The sequence below is a fragment of the Streptomyces sp. NPDC018833 genome (genome assembly GCF_044390825.1).
Lineage (GTDB): Bacteria > Actinomycetota > Actinomycetes > Streptomycetales > Streptomycetaceae > Streptomyces.
Genome location: NZ_JBIRZM010000022.1, coordinates 83486 through 103925, shown reverse-complemented (window position 1 = coordinate 103925; position 20440 = coordinate 83486). Strand labels below are relative to the sequence as shown.

At 68.6% G+C, this 20440-nt stretch carries 19 protein-coding genes; 9 read left to right on the top strand and 10 right to left on the bottom strand.

Going from position 1 to position 20440, the window contains the following annotated elements:
- Window positions 1-82 precede the first annotated feature (82 nt).
- Window positions 83-1477: a DUF6519 domain-containing protein gene (locus ACH5AF_RS32005; RefSeq protein WP_398906567.1), complete on the top strand. Its 1395-nt coding sequence runs from the start codon at window positions 83-85 to the stop codon at window positions 1475-1477.
- A gap of 15 nt (window positions 1478-1492) precedes the next feature.
- Here the strand turns inward: ACH5AF_RS32005 and ACH5AF_RS32000 are convergent, their stop codons facing one another.
- Window positions 1493-1831 carry a hypothetical protein gene (locus ACH5AF_RS32000; RefSeq protein ID WP_398906565.1) on the bottom strand — a complete coding sequence of 113 codons (339 nt, stop codon included), beginning with the start codon at window positions 1829-1831 and terminating at the stop codon, window positions 1493-1495.
- Between the two features lie 600 nt (window positions 1832-2431).
- On the opposite strand from ACH5AF_RS32000, the gene ACH5AF_RS31995 reads away from it, so the two are divergent.
- The 7 genes from ACH5AF_RS31995 to ACH5AF_RS31965 all read left to right on the top strand — a co-directional run bounded on the left by ACH5AF_RS31995 (window position 2432) and on the right by ACH5AF_RS31965 (window position 10287).
- Entirely contained in the window at window positions 2432-3115 is a 684-nt protein-coding gene (locus tag ACH5AF_RS31995; RefSeq protein WP_398906564.1) for a hypothetical protein, read from the top strand.
- Window positions 3116-3840: 725 nt separating this feature from the next.
- Window positions 3841-5085, top strand: coding sequence for an NAD(P)/FAD-dependent oxidoreductase (locus ACH5AF_RS31990; protein WP_398906563.1), 1245 nt, complete (start codon window positions 3841-3843; stop codon window positions 5083-5085).
- 530 nt (window positions 5086-5615) lie between these two features.
- Window positions 5616-6815, top strand: coding sequence for a branched-chain amino acid ABC transporter substrate-binding protein (locus ACH5AF_RS31985; protein ID WP_398906562.1), 1200 nt, complete (start codon window positions 5616-5618; stop codon window positions 6813-6815).
- A 14-nt stretch (window positions 6816-6829) separates the two neighbouring features.
- The gene (locus tag ACH5AF_RS31980) at window positions 6830-7723 is read left to right on the top strand and encodes a branched-chain amino acid ABC transporter permease (RefSeq protein ID WP_398906560.1); all 894 of its coding nucleotides are present in this window, start codon (window positions 6830-6832) and stop codon (window positions 7721-7723) included.
- Window positions 7723-8769, top strand: coding sequence for a branched-chain amino acid ABC transporter permease (locus tag ACH5AF_RS31975; RefSeq protein WP_398906558.1), 1047 nt, complete (start codon window positions 7723-7725; stop codon window positions 8767-8769). Before ACH5AF_RS31980 ends, ACH5AF_RS31975 begins: the two co-directional genes overlap by 1 nt.
- Window positions 8766-9584, top strand: coding sequence for an ABC transporter ATP-binding protein (locus ACH5AF_RS31970; RefSeq protein ID WP_398906557.1), 819 nt, complete (start codon window positions 8766-8768; stop codon window positions 9582-9584). Before ACH5AF_RS31975 ends, ACH5AF_RS31970 begins: the two co-directional genes overlap by 4 nt.
- Window positions 9577-10287 (top strand): ABC transporter ATP-binding protein, encoded by a 711-nt coding sequence (locus ACH5AF_RS31965; RefSeq protein ID WP_398906555.1) that lies wholly within the window; start codon window positions 9577-9579, stop codon window positions 10285-10287. The genes ACH5AF_RS31970 and ACH5AF_RS31965 overlap by 8 nt, the downstream gene beginning before the upstream one ends.
- Window positions 10288-10721: 434 nt before the next feature.
- Here ACH5AF_RS31965 and ACH5AF_RS31960 read toward each other — a convergent pair whose 3' ends face one another.
- The 4 genes from ACH5AF_RS31960 to ACH5AF_RS31945 form a co-directional block, all read right to left on the bottom strand.
- Window positions 10722-10970 carry a hypothetical protein gene (locus ACH5AF_RS31960; protein ID WP_398906554.1) on the bottom strand — a complete coding sequence of 83 codons (249 nt, stop codon included), beginning with the start codon at window positions 10968-10970 and terminating at the stop codon, window positions 10722-10724.
- Window positions 10971-10974: 4 nt separating this feature from the next.
- Window positions 10975-11451 carry a hypothetical protein gene (locus ACH5AF_RS31955; RefSeq protein ID WP_398906552.1) on the bottom strand — a complete coding sequence of 159 codons (477 nt, stop codon included), beginning with the start codon at window positions 11449-11451 and terminating at the stop codon, window positions 10975-10977.
- 12 nt (window positions 11452-11463) lie between these two features.
- Window positions 11464-11985: a hypothetical protein gene (locus ACH5AF_RS31950; RefSeq protein WP_398906551.1), complete on the bottom strand. Its 522-nt coding sequence runs from the start codon at window positions 11983-11985 to the stop codon at window positions 11464-11466.
- 85 nt (window positions 11986-12070) lie between these two features.
- A complete protein-coding gene (locus tag ACH5AF_RS31945; protein ID WP_398906549.1) occupies window positions 12071-13189 on the bottom strand; it encodes an ATP-binding protein in 1119 nt (372 codons plus the stop codon).
- Between the two features lie 1286 nt (window positions 13190-14475).
- On the opposite strand from ACH5AF_RS31945, the gene ACH5AF_RS31940 reads away from it, so the two are divergent.
- The gene (locus tag ACH5AF_RS31940; protein ID WP_398906548.1) at window positions 14476-15570 is read left to right on the top strand and encodes a hypothetical protein; all 1095 of its coding nucleotides are present in this window, start codon (window positions 14476-14478) and stop codon (window positions 15568-15570) included.
- A 360-nt stretch (window positions 15571-15930) separates the two neighbouring features.
- Here ACH5AF_RS31940 and ACH5AF_RS31935 read toward each other — a convergent pair whose 3' ends face one another.
- From ACH5AF_RS31935 to ACH5AF_RS31915, 5 genes are read right to left on the bottom strand one after another with little or no spacing between them, the layout of a single operon-like run.
- On the bottom strand, window positions 15931-17376 hold the full coding sequence (locus ACH5AF_RS31935) for a cytochrome P450 (RefSeq protein ID WP_398906547.1): 1446 nt from the start codon (window positions 17374-17376) through the stop codon (window positions 15931-15933).
- Complete coding sequence (locus tag ACH5AF_RS31930) at window positions 17373-17996, bottom strand: GTP-binding protein (protein WP_398906545.1); 624 nt, start codon at window positions 17994-17996, stop codon at window positions 17373-17375. The genes ACH5AF_RS31935 and ACH5AF_RS31930 overlap by 4 nt, the downstream gene beginning before the upstream one ends.
- Window positions 17977-18291, bottom strand: coding sequence for a DUF742 domain-containing protein (locus tag ACH5AF_RS31925; protein WP_398906543.1), 315 nt, complete (start codon window positions 18289-18291; stop codon window positions 17977-17979). Before ACH5AF_RS31925 ends, ACH5AF_RS31930 begins: the two co-directional genes overlap by 20 nt.
- 38 nt (window positions 18292-18329) lie before the next feature.
- Complete coding sequence (locus tag ACH5AF_RS31920) at window positions 18330-18719, bottom strand: roadblock/LC7 domain-containing protein (RefSeq protein WP_398906541.1); 390 nt, start codon at window positions 18717-18719, stop codon at window positions 18330-18332.
- A 20-nt stretch (window positions 18720-18739) separates the two neighbouring features.
- Window positions 18740-20161, bottom strand: coding sequence for an ATP-binding protein (locus ACH5AF_RS31915; protein WP_398906540.1), 1422 nt, complete (start codon window positions 20159-20161; stop codon window positions 18740-18742).
- Window positions 20162-20440: the final 279 nt, after the last annotated feature.

Below are 20440 nucleotides of genomic sequence, written 5' to 3'. Positions count from 1 at the left end.
CACACGGGACCAGCGGCCGCGACGCCGCCGCCCCACCACCGACGACAGGCAAGTCCACCATCGCTTCAGTCAGGGAGCACCCATGCACGCCGACTTCTCGCGTGTCACCTTCGACCCCGCCCGGCGGTTCTCGGCCGTGCTGTCCCAACAGGGCCGGGTACAGCTCGATTCCGAGATCAACGAGCAGTCGGCGATCCTTCTGCACTATCTGCGTACCCTGGCCGCCGATCTCCTGGGGCCGGCGGCGTACCCGTCCGACGCCGACGACGAAACCCTCGGCGGGTTCGGTGTCGACGCGTTCGACGGGGAGAACTTCACCCTGGCACCGGGACGCATGTACGTCGACGGCATCCTGTGCGAGTGCGACGGCACGGACTACTGGAAGCAGCCCGACGGCCACCTCGACCCCGGGAGGGAGGGCGACCGGCTGCCGAACGGCCCGTTCCTGGTCTATCTGCGGGTGTGGGAGCGTCTGGTCACCGCTGTCGAAGCTCCGGGCATCCGGGAAGTGGCCCTCGGACTGAACGGCCCCGACACGGCCGCGCGGACCCGGGTGGTCTGGCAGGTGTGCTGGATGCCCCTGGAAGCCCACGCCTTCCATCCCGACATGCGCAGCGCGACGCGGTACCTGCGCGAGCGCCTCGGCCGTATGTACAAGCCCCGCGGGCTGCTCGCCGCACGGGCCCGCCGCCCCGAGGACGACAGTGTCCCCTGTGATCTGTCTCCCTCGTCCGGCTATCGCGGGCCCGAGAACCAGCTCTACCGCGTCGAGGTGCATCAGGCCGGAACGGCGGAGACCGCGACGTTCAAGTGGTCCCGGGAGAACGGCTCGGTGGTCCTCCCGATCAGATCCGTCTCCGGTCCCTCGGTCGAGCTGGAGACGCTGGGCAGGGACGACAAGCTCGGCCTGGAGATCGGCGACGTCGTCGAAATCATCGACGACGCCTCCGTCTGCCGGGCCGCCACCGACGACCTCGCGGAGCGCTCCCCCCGGCTCTACACGATCAAGGAGATCGACCACGCCGGCTGCAGGGTGCTGCTGGACGCGGTGCCGGCCGACGATCCGCACCACCCCACCGGCGGCCGGGTGCCCGAGCACCATCCGTACCTGCGTCGCTGGGACCACGGGGCGGCCGGGTGGGGCAGCCGTGACGGCGGTTCCGCCGAGCCCCTGGACGGGGGACGGAGCCTGCCGGTCTCGGAGGGCGAGTGGCTTCCGCTGGAGGACGGCATCGAAGTGCGGTTCGAACGCAGCGACAGCGAGCCTCGTACGTACCGCAGGGGTGACCACTGGGTGATCCCCGCCAGGGTGCTCACCGGCGACGTCGAATGGCCGACGAGCCGCAGTGGCCGCCCCGCGTCGCGGACGCCGCACGGGATCGACTACCGCTACGCGGCCCTCGCTCTCCTGCAGCCCTACGGCGACAGCGACTACCGGATGGTGGACCTGCGGGTGCCCATCCCGCAACGGCGCTAGCGCCCGTCGTGCTGGTCAGCCGCTGACCAGCACGACGATGAACACGATCCACGCGAGGAAGAGGACCACGGCGATCCCGACCACGATCTTCGGCGTGTGCCTGGCGCTGACGACCGCCCCGGTCGTCAGGTTCTGCACTTCCGGCGCGCGCAGCGTCCCGGACCGCACCCGGCCGCCGACCCGCACCCGGTCACCGTCGCTCAGGGCTCCGTCGAATCCGTGGCCCCGCATCTCCACCGGCACCAGCACCAGCGAGCGACCGTATTCGTCGTACATCTCCACGCGGAACGTGCACACCACCGTGGTCCAGGTGCTTCCCGACGAGCTTCCGGACACCTCGGTCCGCAGCCGCACATCGCGCGCCCGTCCTTGGATCGTCCCACCGGCCTGGATGAACGCGCGCCAGTCGGGACGCCGGACAGGCGGCGGAGGGGGCGGAGGCGGAGGCGGAGGAGGGGGAGGCGGCGGGGGCGGGGGCGGTGGAGGAGGAGGCGGGGGAGGAGGAGGCGGGGGCGTGGGCGGCGGAGGCGGCTGTATCCACTTGCCCGTGAAGCGCTCCCCGCACTCGCTGCACCGCCGCGCGCCGACAGGCTCCCTGTGGCCGCAGCTGTCGCATATCCATCCGCTGCTCATGCGGTCCGCTCCCGTGCTACGGGGCTAGTTGACCTCGTACGTGACGTAGGAGAAGTACTCCCGTGACCGTCCGCCGAGGTCGCCTGGCGCGACGGAGGGCGCGATATGCAGAACCCCGGCGGTCGCGGCCATGGTTTCATACCACCGATCTGTTGACAGGGAAACAGAATCGTCCGCACACCGCCAGTATGGACCCGATGGCTTCGCGTCGCGCGTCGAGCCAATTCCACAACTCCGGTCGTGGCACTCGTTATTCATGCGTATAGTGAGATCAGCGACTTCACTCCGCTCTTTCCACGCATTCAACTGGGAGGGAGTGCCATGACACGCGTTGCGAACAGCCTCGAAACGCTACTGCATCAGATCAATGCCCGTTTTCCGGGCCGCAATATCGCCAGCGATGGTGGCGTGGGTGACGCCGCGCACCAGGCGAAGGGAAAGGCCAGCGATCACAATCCGTGGTACGGCCCGGGGATCGTCACGGCCCGGGATTTCACCCATGACCCGACACACGGCCTGAACATCCAGGAGATCGCCGACCAGCTGCTCGCGAGCCGTGATCCCCGGATCAAGTACGTCATCGCCAACGGCCGGATCGCCACCAACCGCGACTGGCAGTGGGCGCCGTACGACGGGGCGAACCCGCACGACAAGCACTTCCACATCTCCGTAGTGGCCGACCCGCGGTGCGACGAAGCCCACCCCTGGAACCTGCCCATTCTCGGCGGAGGTGGAGGGAACGGCGGCGGCACCGAGCCCGGTATGTTCGTCACCTGTGGCACCGGCGTGAACGTCCGCGCCGAGCCGCGCCAGGATGCGCCGGTCGTCGCCGTCCTGGCGGGGCCGACCCGGGTGCGGGTGGGGTGCCAGACGCTCGGCGGCACGGTGGAAACGGCGGGCCGCAACAATGCCGCCTGGTCGCACTTGCCGGACCTCGGTGGTTACATTTCCAATATCTTCATCGATCATCCGGCTGCCTGGCTTCCGGATGTGGGTGAATGCTGAACGGTCGAGCAAAGGTGTCTCGACAGCAATGGTCGTGACGCTGCACCACCCGAATATCGGCGTGATGTTCGTCGGCTTGCCGATGAGTGCGGCGATCTCGCCGCCGCGGATTCGGAAGTCGGCTTCCTTGATTCCTTGAGGACTTGGCGTCGATTCCTTGAGGACTTGGCGTCCATGGAAGGACCTGCTGACGCCGCTGGTGCGCAGGAACGCCGTGTCATCAGGGCGTCCGCCGGTTTTGGAGACCGGCCGCGGCTGCACTCTCGGGCGCGCCCTTGCTCATGTCAGACACCTTCCTGGCCGGGACATCGAGTGGGGGATTCGACCATGACGGGCGGCCGGTATCCGGGCCGCATACGCCGAGCGCGTCCCTCAGTGGTGAGGACGGTGGCGGGGTGCCCCGTGAGCCGGAGCCCATCAGGCGCCGCTCGATGTAGCTGGTGAGCAGCATCGCTGGAAACGCGATGACGAAATAGAGGACGTCTGCACAGCTCAAGGGGCCCCGCGCAAGCGGGGCCCCCTTCGCGTATGCCTGCGGCGGTCGCAGGGTGCACCACCTCCGCCGGGAGGAGGAAGCTCATTCACAACAAGTTCACCGTGACTGCGCCGGTCGGCGAGCCTGGCGTCGCCCCCAGACGCAGATTGTTTGACAACCCCGGGGCGGGGTTGGCCGCCCACTGCAAGAGGGCGCCCGTCGCGCGCCCTGTCAGGAGGTACAGGACTCCATGCGGATCATCGTTGTGGGCGCGGGGGCCGTCGGTCTTGCGAGTGCCTACCGGTTGGCGAAAAGCGGCTGTGAAGTGGTGGTGCTGGACGCCCGACGCGCGGGTTCCGCCGCCACGCACGGCAACGCCGCCAGGATCGCACTGGCGGAGAGCGGCCCGGTACCGGCTCCCGGGGTCATCCTCCAAGGGCTGAAGTGGATGCTGAAGCCGGACAGCCCGCTGTACGTCAAGCCCTCGCTCGCCCCCGGCTTCGTGAAGTTCATGCTGAGCATGGCCCGGCACTGCACCGCCCGGGACTTCCGCCACGGGCTGGAGACCCAACTCCGCCTGGCCGAGGGCACCATGGACCTCCTCGACGAGTGGGGCCGCGACGGCATCTCGTTCGAGATGCACAAGGCCGGCGTCCTGCTCGCCTTCGAGACCCGGGAGAGGTACAAGGAGCACTGCGCCTCCCTCGGGATCTTCGAACGGTTCGGCATGGTTCCCGAGCACCTGCACGGGGACGCTGTCCAGGCCCGGGAGCCGGCGCTGAACAACCGGACCCGCCACGGCCTGTACTTCCCGGACGACCGGCAGGTCGAGCCCGACTCCCTCACCGCCGGCCTGCTCAGACGCTGCCGGGAACTGGGCGTGGTGATCCACGAGCACACACCGGTCCGCCACTTCCTGCGGCAGGGCGACGCCATCACCGGAGTGCTGACCGACAGGGGCGAGATCACCGGTGACACGCTGCTCCTGGCGGCCGGCGTATGGACCGGGCGCATGACCCGCGAACTGGGCGTCCCCCTGCCCATCCGCCCCGGCAAGGGCTACAGCGTCGACTACTCCCCGGCCCCCGTGCAGCTGCGCACCTCCCTCACACTGGAGGACGCCCGGGTCGCCGTGACCCCGCTGGGCGGGTTCCTGCGCCTGGCCGGGACGATGGAGTTCGGCGGCCTGGAGGAGAGCGTCAACCTCCGGCGCGTGGCCGCCATCAAGAAGGCCGCGGCCGACGCCTTCACCGGCTGGGACAACCCGCCGGGAGAAGCCAGTCCCTGGGCGGGCCTGCGCCCCATGACCCCCGACGGCCTGCCCCTCATCGGCCGGCTGGGCCCGCTGGCCAACGTCCATGTCGCCTCGGGGCACGGCATGCTGGGACTCACCCTGGCTCCCGCGACCGCCGAGATCATCACCGAGGCCATCACCCAGCAGCGCCTCCCCTCCGTCGCCGAGGCGGTCTCCCCGCACCGCTTCACTCGCCGATGACCGCCAACAGTCCCCAGGGACAGGCCGTGATCAGCGCCCGCTCCCGCAGTGCCACCACCGTGGTGCCGGTTCCTGGAGCCCTAGGCCCGCCGCCGGCCCGGCCGCGCGGTTCAGCCCTGACAAAGGCGTCGCCGGGGCCGGCAGCGCCCGTTTCCGGCGCGGCGCACTGCGAACGCCGCATCCCCTGCCCGCTCCCCCTTACTTCAGGAGATCTCTCACAGGCCACAAGCCTTGTCGGCGGTGAGCCGATCAAGCTGACCCGCGGGTCGGCAGGGGGCCGGCGGGAAACCGGCCTGATAACGGTCGGGTTCCAGCCATTGACCGATCACTTCAGTGCGATGTGCAATGTCACACGCCACATCGCGCGCTGTGACGGCAGATCTCGCCCGCAGAGGGAAGAGCCGCCTTCCGAGCCGACTGCCACTCACCGTGTCGCCCGCTGACCGATCCCCAGGCCCCACACCCGTGACCGATCCCCCAGCTCGTCAACCCGTGACCGTCCGCAATGCCTCGCAGAGGAGCGTGCCCCCGTGAAGAGACCCACCCTCCCCGCTCTGCCCTCCACCGCCCGCACCACGTCCCGTGTCGTGGCCCTGACCTCACTGCTCGCGGTGACCGCACTGTCCACCACGGGCTGCAACGGGCTGATCGGCGGCAGCGCCGCCGGCGACGACGAAGGGCCCATCGTGCTCGGCATGGCCGTCCCAATGTCCGGCAGCAGTGCGGACACCGGCCCCCACATGAAGAACGGTGCGCAGCTCGCGGTCGACGAGATCAACGCCAAGGGCGGCGTGCTCGGCCGGAAGCTGCGGCTACAGGTGGAAGACGACGCCTGCGACCCGAAGACCGCAGTCGCCGCAGCCAACAAGCTGGTCGCGGCGGACGCGGCCGTGTCGGTCGGTGGCTACTGCTCGGGCGCCACGCTGCCCACGCTGCCGATCTTCGGCAAGCGGAACATCCCCATGGTCATTCCAGCGGCCAATTCCAACCAGCTCGTCGGCCAGCACCTCAAGCACGTCTTCCTCATCAACGGCACCGGCAGCCAGCAGGCTGCCGCCGCGGTCGCCTGGCTGGGCAAGGACGGGGCCAAGAAGGTCGCCGTCATGGACGACAACACCAGCTACTCCAAGGACATCGCCGACCTCACCTGGGCCAAGCTGGGCACCGCGGGTGCTCCGGCCAAGGCCGCCCAGGAAGCGGTCAACCCGGGTGAGAGCGACTACAGCCCCAATGTCACCAGCGTGCTGAAGTCGGCCCCCGACTACATCTACTGGACGGGCTACTACCAGGAAGGCGGCCTGCTCATCCGGCAGTTCCGCCAGGCCGGGTACAAGGGCAAGTTCCTCATCGGCGACGGCTCGGTCGACCCGAAGCTCGTCGACATCGCGGGCGCCGAGCACGGCGAGGGCGTTTTCGCCACCATGACCCAGACCCCGCAGACCACCCCGGGCGCCGAGAGGTGGATCGCCGCCTACAAGAAGAAGTTCGGCACCGACCCCGGCCCGTACTCCACTCAGTCCTACGACGCCGTGCGGGTCGCTGCGGAGGCCGTGGAGAAGGCCGGCAGCACCGACGGCGACAAGGTCACCGCGGCGCTGGAGGACATCGACGGTTTCCGGATGTTCTCCGGCCCGCTGAAGTTCACCCCCGAACACACGCTGAACAACGGCGGCTTCGTGATCCTCACCGTCAAGGACGGGGCGTTCGTCCTTCAGGACTCGCTCAAGTAGCCCGGAGGGGTCACATGGCACAGCTCATCTGGAACGGGTTGTTCGTCGGCTCGTTCTACGCCCTGGTCGCACTGGGCTACAGCATGGTGTACGGGATCATCAAGCTGCTCAACTTCGCCCACGGCGACCTCTATATGCTCGGAGCCTTCTCCGGCTTCGCGATGCTCGGCGCTGTGGGTGGCTTCGTCCCTTCGGGTTCGCTGACCGCACTGCTCGTCGTGCTCGTGCTGACGATGCTGGCGACCGGCCTGGGCGGCGTCGCACTGGAGCGGGTGGCCTACCGGCCGCTGCGCGGGGCGCCGCGCCTGTCTCTGCTCATCACCGCGGTGGGCGCCTCGTTCGCGCTGGAGTACGGCGTCCACATCGTCGCCGGCCCCAACCCGAGGGTCTATCCGGTACGTCTGGACGGCACCGGCGTCTCGGTGCTCGGTGCCAAGATCACCACTGCGCAGCTCGTCCTCATGGCGATCACCGTCGTGCTGATGGTGGCGCTGAACACCCTGGTCATGCGCAGCCGCGAGGGCCGGGCGATGCGCGCCATCGCGCTCGATCCGAAGGCGTGCCGGCTGATGGGCATCAACGTCGACGGGGTCATCTCCCGTACCTTCTTCATCGGTTCGGCCCTGGCCGGAGCCGCCGGAGTCATGGCCGGTGCGTACTACGGAAAGATCGACTTCCTGATGGGCTTCATCATCGGGCTCAAGGCGTTCACCGCGGCCGTCATCGGCGGCATCGGCAGCATGAAGGGCACCATGCTGGGCGGCCTGGTCCTCGGCCTGCTGGAGTCCTTCGGCACCGACTGGCTCGGCGGCCAGTGGCGCGATGTGTTCGCCTTCGGCTTCCTCATCCTCTTCCTGACCGTGCGGCCGACCGGCCTGCTCGGCGATCGTGTGACGGAGCGAGTGTGATGACGACCGTCCAGAACCGCCCGGTGAAGCCCGTCAGGAGCCGTGGCCACTCCCCCGTCACGCGGCTGCTGGAAAGCCGAAGGCTCGGCTGGGCCGGGCTGATGACCGCCCTGCTCGCACCGTTCGTCATCGCCACTCCGTATGCGATGAACGTGATGACCAGCGCGGTCGTCTTCGTGATGCTCGCCGTCGGTCTCAACATCGTCGTCGGCTACTGCGGTCTGCTCGACCTCGGCTTCGCCGCCTTCCTCGCGGTCGGCGCGTACACCGGCGGGATACTCGCCACGGAGCTGAAGATCCCGCTCCTGGCCACCGTACCGGTCGTCGTCGTGGTGACCGTGGTCGCCGGAGTGGTGATCGGAGGTCCCACGCTGCGGCTGCGCAGCGACTACCTGGCCATCGTGACCCTCGGCTTCGGGGAGATCATCCGGATCGTCGCGAGCAACCTGGACATCACCGGTGGTCCCTCGGGGATCTACGGCATCCCCGGGCTGCTCGGTGACACGCTCTCCGACCCGGTCGTCTTCTACTACACCGCCGTACTCATCGTCTCGGTCGCGGTGCTCTTCGCCGCGCGGCTCGGCCGCTCCCGTATCGGCCGTGCCTGGCGCTTCATCAGGGAGGACGAGGACGCCGCCGAGGCCAGCGGAATCCATACCTACCGGGTCAAGCTGGCCGCCTATGTCGCGGGTGCCGTCTGGGGAGGACTCTCGGGCGTGCTGTTCGCCGCGCAGCTCTCGGCGGTCTCCCCGGCCAGCTTCACCTTCCTGCAGTCCGCCCTCGTCCTGATGGCGGTCGTGCTCGGCGGCATGGGCTCGACCCCCGGCGTCGTGGTCGGCGCCGTGGTCATCAGTCTGCTGCCCGAGGTGCTGCGGGGCATGGCCGACTACCGGTACTTCGTGTTCGGCGTACTGCTCATCGTCGTGATGCTGCTCCGCCCGCAGGGTCTGTGGCCGCACCGCTCGCGCGAGTCCGGCCACACGGCCGAGCGGAGCGTCGCGAGCACGCCCGGCGCACCCGGAGCCCCGGTGAAGGAGGAAGAATGATGCTCGAGGTAACGGATCTGCGGCTGGCCTTCGGCGGGGTCCGCGCCGTCGACGGCCTCACCTTCTCGGTGGGCGAGGGCGAGATCGTCTCGATCATCGGTCCCAACGGCGCGGGGAAGACCTCGGCGTTCAACTGCGTCAGCGGGTTCTACCAGCCGACCGGGGGCACCGTCCGGCTGGACGGAGAGAACGTGACGGGCCTGCGCCCGTCGGCAGTCGCCGCCCGCGGCCTGGCCCGCACCTTCCAGAACCTGCGGCTGTTCGGCGAGCTGTCGGTGCTGGACAACGTACGGGCGGGCACCCATCCTTGGCTGAGGCAGAGCGCCCTCGACGCGGTGCTGCACACTCCCCGCTACCGGCGCAGCGAGCGCGAAAGCACCGACGAGGCCCACAAATGGCTCGACTTCGTCGGGCTCCGCGGCGACCGGGCCGGTCTGGCGCGTCATCTCCCGTACGGCGAGCAGCGCCGGGTGGAGATCGCCCGCGCTCTGGCCAGACGGCCGAAGCTGCTGCTGCTCGACGAGCCGGCCGCCGGGCTCAACCACGGCGAGAAGGCCGAGTTGCTCGCCCTCGTCCGCCGGATCCGGGAGCTCGGCACGGCGATCGCACTCATCGAGCACGACATGGGCCTGGTCATGGAGGTGTCCCAGCGGGTGGTCGTGCTGAACTTCGGGAAGGAGATCGCCGACGGGCCGCCGGAGGAGGTGCGGCAGGATCCGGCCGTCATCGAGGCCTATCTCGGCCGGGCCGCCGCCGATGACGAGGGCCATGCCGCCCGCGCCGGTTTCGAAGGGGAAGGGGCACACCATGCTTGAGATCCGCGGCCTCGACGTCCGTTACGGAGGAGTGCAGGCACTGCGGGGGCTCGACCTCACCGTGGCCGAAGGGGAGACCGTCGCCCTGCTCGGCAACAACGGCGCGGGCAAGACAACCACGCTGTCGGCGGTGTCCGGGCTGGTCCGGTCCGCCGCAGGCCGGATCGTGCACGCGGGTGAAGACATCACGAGGACCGCCCCGTCGAAGATCGTCGCGAGAGGGGTGGTGCACGTCCCCGAGGGACGGCGGATCTTCAGCACACTGACCGTGCAGGAGAACCTGTTGCTCGGCGGCTATCTGGTGCGTGACGGCGCCGATCTCACCCGTCGGGTCGAGGAGGTCTACGAGCTGCTGCCCCGGTTGGCCGAACGTCGCTCCCAGCAGGGCGGGACGCTCTCCGGTGGAGAACAGCAGATGCTCGCCATCGGCCGGGCGCTCGTCGCCCGCCCGCGTCTGCTGATGCTGGACGAACCGTCGATGGGCCTGGCCCCGCTCATGGTCGCCGCGGTGATGGAGGTGATCAGGGACATCAACCTCGGCGGCACGGCGGTACTTCTCGTCGAGCAGAACGCCACGGCTGCGCTGAAGATCGCACATCGCGGATATGTGATCGAGAACGGGGAGACGGTGCTGGAGGGCCCAGCGGCCGACCTGTCCGCCGATCCCCGCGTCGCCCAGGCCTATCTGGGCGGGGTTTCGTAACCGGCTGCGAGCGGCTCCGGCCGGTCGTCACAGGCCAGTAGGCGCTCCCCGCCACCGGCGACGCGTCCCGATCGTCGGTGGCATTGGCGCCTCGTTCCGCGGACCGGATCGTCGTCCTGGACCACCGCAGGATCATGGAGGAGGGCACACGCTCCGAGCTGCCCGATCGCGGCAGGGCCTACGCGGGTTTGTACCGGGCCCAGTTCCCCGACTCCCGCAGCGAGGAGCGGCACGGCTCGTCGAGGCGCTGGGGTGAACGGCCCCGAGCGCGCGGCCAGGCCCGGCCGCTGCTGCGCGGGTACGCGAGTTGGCGCCTGACGTGGGCTTCGGTGTCAGCGCCTGGATCTCGCCGTGGCGGATCACATGGACCAGGATCGTTTCGGTGTCTCCCATGCGCGCGGAGACGTTCAGGCCGGTGCCCGCCACGTGACGGGTCACGATGTCACCGCCGTCGTCGGCGGCCTTCTGCATCTCCCACCGGTTGGCGGACGGCCGGCCGGTGAGCAGGCGGCGGCGCCGGGGTCGACGCGGCGCAGCGCCTCCTTCAGTTCGTCGTTCCTCAGGGGCTGCGGCGCGGCGATGGCCGGGGTGGCGAGGAGACCGGTGGAGGCGAGGCTCGCGGCGGCGGTGACACCGGCCACAGCAGTGAGGGCGTGTCTGCGGGTCATGTCGGTGGGACTCAACAGGTCAGCCTTTCTGCCGTGTTGTCGTGCGCTGCTTGTGGTGGAGAAGGGCGGAGGTGACGGCGCAGGCGAGCGCGAGCAGCAGCAGGACGGCGACGGTGGGGTTGATGTAGTCGGGGATGATGACGGAGTAGTCGCGGCCGTCCGACGCCTCGCACACGAGCCGTAGCGGGATGAAGTCGCCTCTGCGGCCGACCAGGGTCGGTGTTCCCTCGGGGCGCTGCCGCTCGCACTCCTCGGCCTGTTCCTGGTCCTCGAGGAAGAGGACGTGGAGACACCCCCACAGATAGTGGGCGAGCGCCACGGCGGCCGTCGCCAGGGTCACGTCCCGCCATACGGCGAACGGGGTGTACCCCCGGCGGGCCTGTCGTGTGAGCCGTGAGCACAGGTACACGCTGAGCCCCAGCACGGTCGCCGCACCGGCGATCAGGATGGCGAACAGCGCTGCGAAGTTGTGCCCTTGCCAAGGATCGGATGCCATGATCACGACCTGTCAGGACTCGCGGATGATGCGGTCGTACTTCTCGAAGATCGCGTAGAGCGGCATCCGCAGCTGCGCGTCGGACACGGCCTTGTCTCCGAACCCCTGGTAGCGGCGCAGGATCTCGAACGTCTCCGTGTCCGTGTAGTCGAGTGCGGGACGGCGGATCGGGTTCTCGTCATGGTCCCCCGCCTTTCCGTCGGCCGCCCAGATGTGCAGGGCGCCGTCGTTCTGCGCGAGTACCTGGATCAGCAGGGCGCGGGCGGCCGTCAGCTGCTCCTGCTGGAAGCGCACCCGCGCCAGCGCGAGGGCCAGCCCGAGGGGCGGCCTGCCGTCGCGGTCGGTGGCGTAGGCGACTGCCGCCGCAAGGTTCTCCTGCTCCGTCGCCGGTGCTCCGCCGATCTGGTCGGCGAAGAGCCGGCCGGCGGTGGGCTCCAGCAGACCGGTCAGCCAGTCCAGGGCCCGCTGCCAGGTCCCTTGTAGTTCGCCGGAGTCGGCGAGCCGGTCGAGCGCATAGGTGCGGATGGCGCTCAACTGCCTGAATCTCGCTGTGACTTCGGTCCCCGGTAGCCGTACGATCAAGGACTTGGCCTCCAGGGAGCACAGCACGCGCAGCACATCACGCGGCGGCACGTCGCCGTCGGCGCAGACCGCGGCCGCGCAGGCGGCGTCGAATCCGCCGGCGAGGACGGTGAGACGGCGGAAGAGGGTCTTCTCCTCCGGGTCCAGTAATCGATGGCTCCAGTCGATTGCCGCGGCCAGTTCGCGATGCCGGCGGGGGCCCGGTCCTGCTGCCGTCGGTCAGGAGCGCGAGCTGGTCGTACAGACCGGCCAGGATGTCGCTCAGCGGAAGGGCTCCGGTGCGGCGGGCCGCCAGCTCGATGGCCAGCGGCATACCGTCGAGACGCCGGCAGATCTCCGCAACGGTACGGGCGTTGCCGACGTCCAGCGCGAATCCGGGTACGCGGTCGCCGGCGCGCTCCACGAAGAGCCGTACGGCGTCGGCCTGCAGCACTGCTGCCGGGTCGTCCTCTGCGGTGACCGGTGCCAGGGACAATTCGCCGACCCGGAACACCACTTCGCCCGGGACCCGCAGCACCTCGCGGCTGGTGGCGAGGATCCGCAGCCGGGGGCACCGGCTCAGCAGGGCCGCGGCCAGCTGTGCGCACGGATCGGCCAGGTGCTCGCAGTTGTCCAGGATCAGCAGCACAGAACGTTCGCCCAGGGTGTGGGCGAGCATCTCCACGCCGCTGCGGCCGCCGCGTTCGCCCAGACCGAGTGCGGTGGCGACGGCCTGGGGCAGCTGGTTGCCGTCGTGCAACGAGTCCAGCTCGACGAACTGGGCCCGGCCGTCGGCGCCGCCGCGCATGCTCCCGGCGAATTCCAGCGCGAGGCGGCTCTTGCCGACTCCACCGGGGCCGGTGAGGGTCAGCAGCCGCGCCGACTTCATCAGGGCGCGCAGCCGGGACAGTTCGCGGCTTCGGCCTACGAAGGAGTCGAGTGGGCGCGGCAGTTCCCGGCCTCGCAGGGGCGTAGTGGGTATCGGGGCCCCGGCCGTGCCGGGCGGCGGCGTGCGGCCCGTGTGGTCCTGTGCCGAGCGGCGGCGGAAGGCTCGCTGTCGACAGGCGGCGGAACAGTAGCGGGCGGGCCGGCCACCCTGCGCCGGCGCACTTCCCGTACGCCGCCCCTTGCCGGGCAGATCTCTCCCACACTCCTCGCACCTTCGACTCGGACTCATCAGTCCAATCCTTGCCGACCGGCCGCACCCGGCACCACCGTCTCAGGAGAACGTGAGCCATGCCCCACGGCGGGTGAGCACGGTCCGAGCGCCCGCTCGGCGCTCGTTGTGGACGGCTGCTGGTCCCGCTCCGGCGACTGAAGCCGTTCCGCCGTGCGCCGGGCGGCCTCCTGTGCCCATGACCGGCTGGTCAGTGCTCCGATGAGGTACGCACAGTCCGCGGTGTGCGGTGTGCGGTGTGCGGTGTGCGCGACGTTGCTACGTGACCCGGCCCGCGACCAGCCGTACCGGCAGCGGTGCACAGGCAAGGTGAGGGCAGCCAGCGACACCATGTACAGAACGGCGGGCAGGGCGAGCCTCGGCGGGCACTCGGGAGCGCCGCCTTCGACACTGCGACCTCAGAGGATGGGGATCTTGATCGGCGCCAGGGCCGCCGGCCTATTCCCGCCGTACCGCGCGGAGCCACACCGGGGACCGCACGCCCACGCACGCCGACTGGCGATCAGTGGTCGATCACGGTCAGCTTTTGGAATGAATTACCTCAGAGTGACCGAAAAAGATCGTTTTATTCTGTGCAAACCTGTTCTGATCGCGGGCCGAGGACGGCTGTGCGCGGGGTTGTGGATCGGCCGGGGTGGGCAGGTTTGGAGCGCCAAAGGACGGGAACAGCTCGGCGTCCGCTCCCGTTTGGCAGTAGTGGATCGTGAACCTATGGGCCATCTCGGAAGGAGAACCGATGCCCGAGGAGCAGACATTCGAGATCCCCTTCCAGTCCCCGATCAAGGGGTGTTTCACCGGTGAATACTTATGAAACACCGCGCGCTCAAGACGGCCTGCCGGACATATCGCGGCGTCAGGGCCAGGACGAACGCGCCGCACCGCACTTCACAGCTGCGTGTCCACGTCATGCGCTGGTTGGATACCTTCCATCCGTTCACGCCGCCGCGTGACAACGGGTGTTCGCACTATGGAGCTGCGGCGGACCTGGCGAGCGCATGGGAGCCGGGGCTGCATCGGCGAAGCGCAATACGCCTTCACACTTTCCCAAAGGTGCAGCAGCACGTTCACGGCCTCGCTTACTGCACGCGGGTTCTGCCAGCCGCCTGTAACTGCTTGGGGCGTGGCGGGGCGCACGCAGCGCGCCGCTCTGACGTGTCGTCCGCGGACAGGACCCTACTCCACCCGAAGCGAGTCGAGAAAGGCAAGGCGGGCTGCCTTTTGAAGGGCAGGCCGCTCGCGGTTGTGGTCCGCACACCGATGTGCGTGAAAAGGGAGGCAGGGATCCCATGACAGTGCATGCCATCAAGCTCCCCATACTGCGGATGCCGTACCCGGTGCGGGTGAATCCGCACCTGCCGACTCTGCACGAGGAGACCGAGAACTGGGCGCGAGAGATGGGCATGCTGGCCAGCGACGAAGCACCGTCGGCCCACCGGGCGGTCTGGACCCTGTCCCAGTTCCACGCCATGGCCGTTGACCAGCTGACTGCCTGGGCTCTTCCTGATGCCTCGCTCGCCGACCTCCGGCTCAATCACCAGTTCAACCTCTGGGCTCTGGCCTGGGACGACTATTTCGCCTCCGCCTTCAAAAAGACGGGCGACCTCGCAGGCGCACAGGTCTTCACCGCCCGTCTCCATGCCTTCCTGCCGCCGGAGCCGGGCGCCCGGTTGCCGGAGCCGACCAACGCCGTCGAAAGGGGAATGGCCGACCTTCAGCAACGCCTGTTCCCTCCGCGACTTGCGCACTGGCAGCAGGGGCTCAACCGGGCCTTGGCAAGGTACATCGACGCGGGAGTTCAGGAACTGGCCAACAGCCGCGCCGGTCGTGTCCCGGACCTCATCGAGTATGCCCAGTTCCGCCGTGAAAGCTTCGCCGCCTATACCGCCCCCTATTCTGTCGAACTCTCCACCGGCGCACGGATCCCTGAGCAGATCCGGCACAGCCGGACCGTCGGCGCTTTGCTCGACGCCTTCATGGACTACATGGGACTGGCGAACGACATCGCCTCCTACCAGCGGGAAGTCCATGACGAACACGACGTCAACAACCTCGTCATAGTCCTCGAAACGTCCCTGGGCATCACCGTCCAGGAGGCGATGCATGCCGCCGCCGATCTGGTGACCGCCCGACTGCGTCACTTCGAGCACCTCGCACAGAGCGAACTGCCCCCGCTCGTCCAGCGAGCCGAGCTGAACCGCGGCGAACGGATCGAGCTGGAGGTGTGGCTCCGGGGAGCTTGCAGTTTCCTGGCCGGCCTGCATGCCTGGTACACCGGGGCACCCCGCTACGCTCCCGCAGACGATCCGTTCCAGGAACAACGGACTTCCCATGCCGGTATCCCTCGGCATCATGAGGTGCTCACAAGGTCGACGTACGCGTGACGGCGCCGTAGACGAGCCCGACGCGGGCGCCGAGTGGTTCATCGCGGTCCTCCTGTGTGCGGCTGGTCAGGCCGCCTGGTCGTAGCCGTCGGGGGCGGGCGGCCGACCCCGTTGGTGGCCGCCGTCACCCGTCGGCGCAGCGGGCCGTCGCAGAGATGGCACAGCAGCTTTACGGTGCACATCACGAGACCGACCGCGCGGAAGGCGGTCCAGGTCGCGTTCTTGCGGGAGCCGGCGCGGCAGAAGCAGGATGGAGGAGATGGCACCGTCCATGCCTGTCCAGCTCTGAGGAGGCTGCCGACCACGCTGTCCGGCAGCCCCCTCGGCTGTGGTACTCGGCTCTCATGCGACCTGCGAGGCCTACCGCCTGCGCAGGAACCGCCTCCGCCACGCCCGCCACGAGGCGCGGGGTACAGGACGGCCCTTCAACTCGGGTGCGGGTGCCGGCCATTGGGGTGCCGTAGGCATACCGTTGCTCGGCGAGGGCGGGGCCGGCAGCGGAGCCGGCAGATCATGGGTTACCGGAGCACGGGGAGCGAACTTCACGGGCAGTGCCGTCAGATGCCGGGCCCAGGTGGAGGAGCGCCAGGCGAGCTCGTCCTCGGGGACGGCCAGGCTGATGTCGGGAAGCCGGGTGAGCAGGATGTCGATGCCGGTGTCGGCGATGACACGGGCGATGTCCTGGCCGGGGCACTCATGAGCGCCTGTGCTGAAGGACAGGTGCGCGCGGTTGTGGTGCACGCGGGTCGAGGGATCCGGGCGGACAGCCTGATCGACGTTCCCGGCGGCCAGGCCCAGCAGGAGCATGTCTCCCGCCTTGATCTCCTGTCCTCCCAGCAAGGTGTCACCGGTGGCCCAGCGGCCTGGGCACACCATCAGCGGTGGCTCGTCCCAGAGCACCTGCTCCACTGCTTCGGGCAAGGTCATCTGGCCGCCGGCCAACGACCCACGGAACCGTGGGTCGGTGACCACCATCCGTAGGACGTTGGACATGAGATTGGCGGTTGTCTCATAGCCCGCGAGCAGGATGAGGCGCAGGTGATGTTGCACCTCCTCGTCCGTGAGGTCGGCGGGATGGGCCATCAGCACGGATGCGATGTCCTGCCCGGGAAGGGCTCGCTTGGCGACGACGAGCTGCTCGAGGGTCTCCAGCACATAGGCGTTGCTGTCGAGCGACGTTTCTGTGCCCTTGAAGAGGTCGCGGGCGGCATGCACGAGCTTCGGACCGTACTCGTCCGGCATTCCGAGCAGATGGGTGAGAACGAGCATGGGGAGGTGCTCGGTGAACTGACCGACCAGCTCCGTCTCGCCTCTTTCGCAGAATTCATCGACCAGCTGGTGCGCAAAGCGGGTGATGTGGCGGCGGATTCCGCGCTGGTCGAACTGGTTGAGGCCGGCCGTGACCGCGCCGCGCAGGCGCTGGTGCTCTTCGCCGTCCGCACATACGCAGTCGGGACGCCAGCCGATCATCGGCACCAGCGGCGAGGTGGTGGGATCGATCTCGCCGCTCTTCCAGCCGTGCCAGATGCGGGGGTCACGGGAGAACTGGGTGGAGCGGTTGGCCACATCGTGGTTCTCGAGGTACCCCAGGACCAGCCAGGCACGTACGTCCCCGTCGAGCAGGACGGGCGCCACCGGACCGTGGGTGGAACGCAACTTCTCGTACAGGCCCATGGGGTCTGTCTCGGCGGCGGCGCCGTAGAGCCGGGTCACTCCGTCAGCTTCCGTGGCGGTGTGGGCCGGGCAACCCGGGGGCGGGGTGAACCCCGGTTCTGTGGTGGTGTGGTCAGCTGGTGGGACGGTCATACGGACTCCTGAGCGGCGGCGAGGGTGCACAGGTAGCCCATCAGCGAGAGCAGGACGTCGCGGCTGGACGACCGGTCGCGTGCGTCACAGGTGATGACGGGCACGGATTCGTTGAGGGCCAGAGCAGTGCGCAGGACTGGTATCGAATGCTTCGGGGCTTCGGGGAAGGTGTTGACGGCCACGATGAAGGGGACGCGGCGGTCTTCAAGACGCGTGATGATCTCGAAACAGACTTCGATCCTCCGTGTGTCGACGAGGACCACGGCACCGAGTGCGCCTTCGAAGATGCCGTTCCACAGGAACCAGAAGCGCTCCTGTCCCGGGGTCCCGAAGAGATAGAGGATCAGCTCCTCGTTGATGCTGATACGGCCGAAGTCCAGGGCAACGGTCGTGGTGTTCTTGCCTTCGGCGCCGGGATTGTGGTCGATCCCGACGCCGGCCTGAGTCATGGTCTCTTCGGTGGTCAGGGGCGGGATCTCGCTCACGGCCCCGACCATGGTCGTCTTGCCGACCCCGAATCCGCCGACAATCACGACCTTGACACCCCTGGCGCCGTGCGGAAGCAGCACGTCGGTGCTGCGGGGGTCGGCGGCGGGTGCGTCAGAGCTTACGTAGTCCATGGATCACCGCCTCCAGAAGGCCAAGTTCGGGGACAGCCGCGACAGGAACGGGAGCAATGGCCTCAACTCGCTGGTTTTCGACGAGCCTGGAGAGGAGCACCGTGACGACGCTGAACGGCAGACTCAGATACGCGGATACCTCGGCCACCGACAGCGGGTATTGGCACATGGTGAGGATGGCACCCTGCTCGGGCTGCATTCCGGGTTCGGGTGCGGACCGCGATGCGATGAGGGTGACCAGGTTGAAGGCCTTGGCTGTGGAACCTGGGCCACCGGAGATGACATAGAGCGGCACGGGACTGCCTTCATCCCATGCGTCGTGGTTCTCTGACGTCACATCGCCCGCCCGACGTCATCACGTGGCGGGCTGGTCATGTGCTGGCCGATCCGGACCACCAGCGTACGCATGCGGTCGCCCAGCAACCCTGCGTCCACTTCCTCATCCGCCAGCACTGCGAGATAGGCCCCGGGTCCCGCCGCCATCAGGGAGAAGTATCCGCCGTCGACTTCGATCCCGACCATGCGCGTCGAGCCGTCTCCGTGCGGGAACTTCTGCGCGATGGCCTTCGCCAGGCTCTGCATGCCCGAGCAGGCAGCGGCGATCGCGTCAGCGGTGTCGGTCTCCGTGTTCGCTTGGCCGATGCACAGACCGTCCGATGACAACACGACCACGTGTCGCACGTACGGGACGCTGGCCGCGAGCTCCTTGAGCATCCAGTCCATGTTGGGCAGTGGCGGCACGATTACTCACCCTCATCTGATGACTCGCTGGTTTGCATGGAAGGGTCGGTGCTCGATCTCTTTTCGCCGCTGAACGCCTCCCACATCAGGCCCGGCTGCCGGGGTCCGCCGGCTGTTCCCGGGGAGGCGGCCGGAGCAGTGGGGGAATGGGGGGCCGTGCGGACGACCGGCGTCGGCACGGGCGACTCGCGTCGCCGCTGCGGCAGTCCGTTGACGGTCTGTTCGACCTCGACGGAATCTGCCGCGGCATCGCGCCTCATCGTCGGCCTCGGCAGTATCGGTGTGCCCGTGTGCTTCGGCGCGAACTGTTGGACTTTCGGGGCAGGCTGCTGAACTGTGGTGATCAGGCTCCGCGGAACGAGTACGACGGCCCGTACTCCTCCGTACGCGGAGGTGCGCAGGTCGACGTCGAGGCCGTTCTCGCGGGCCAGCCTGCTGACGACGGGCAGGCCGAGCTGCGTCGCCTCGCCCAGGTCGGCCAGATCGATGCCGGATGATGCCTGATCCATGATGCGCTCGATGCGCTGCCGGACCTCTTCGGTGAGCCCGACCCCCCGGTCCTCGATCTCGATCGCGATACCGGAAGGCACCTCGCTCGCGGTCACCTCGACCGGGGTGTGCGGCGGCGAAAAGGTCGTGGCGTTGTCGAGCAGCTCGGCGAGCAGGTGGATCAGCGGCTCGGCTCCCTGGCCGACCACGGCCACCTCCGTCACCGACTGCAGCTTGACGCGGGGATAGTCCACGATGCGTGACATCGCCCCCCGCACGACGTCGTAGAGCGGTATCGCCTTCGCCCACTGACGCCCGGGCCGGGCGTCACCCAGTACCGCGATGCTGGCCGCAAGGCGCCCGATCAGGGCATTGCGATGGTCGATGTCCTGCAGGCCGTGGGAGACCACGACATCCGTGCCGTGGAGGATCTGCATGTCGCGGAGGTCCTTGGCGAGTTGATGCACGATCGCCTGGACCCTTCGCGCGATCGCCACCAGCGCCCGCTGAGAGGAGTCCCGCGTGCGCTCCTCGGCCTCCACGGCTTCCAGGAGCGTCCGCAGAGCTGCCCGGAGCGCTTCGGCGAACTCGCCGTCCAGATGTTCCCCGAACGTGACGGACTGCAGGATCTCCGAAGCGGGGTCACCCTTCTGCAGACGGGCGACAGCTGCGGGGAGGAGCTCTTCGGCGAGCCATACGGTGGTGGCCCGCTGATCGGACAAGCGCCCGAACAGCGCGGTTTCGCGTTGCGCGTAGTGCTGCTGTACCTCGGCACTCGCCCGCGCGTAGCGGGCCGCCTCTGCCGAGCGCGCCCGGCGTGCCGTCTCAGCGGAAGTGATGGCCGTCAGGACGACCGCGACGAGGCCGGACCATGCAACCGGCGTGCGTATCTGCGCGGGGACGAAGATCAGCGCTATACCGCAGGCCCCAGCCACAACACCAGGGGGGATTAGCCATGCTGGAGCCACTGCACGTGGCAGGGCTCTAGGGGTTGAACCTGCACGAACCATCGAGGGGTCCCTAAACAGTCTGGAATGAGTGGACTGGGGGTGATGCGGTGCGCCGACAAGAACGGTCGGGACTTCGCTCGGCCGAGCACAAGTGTTCCGATGGGTGACCCCGACGGGTCGGTTCGATATCGCATCGGTGGTCACGTCTCCCTGCGGCCAGGCTCCGTCCGCGCGCAACACAGCGTTTCGGTAACTCGCTGTGAG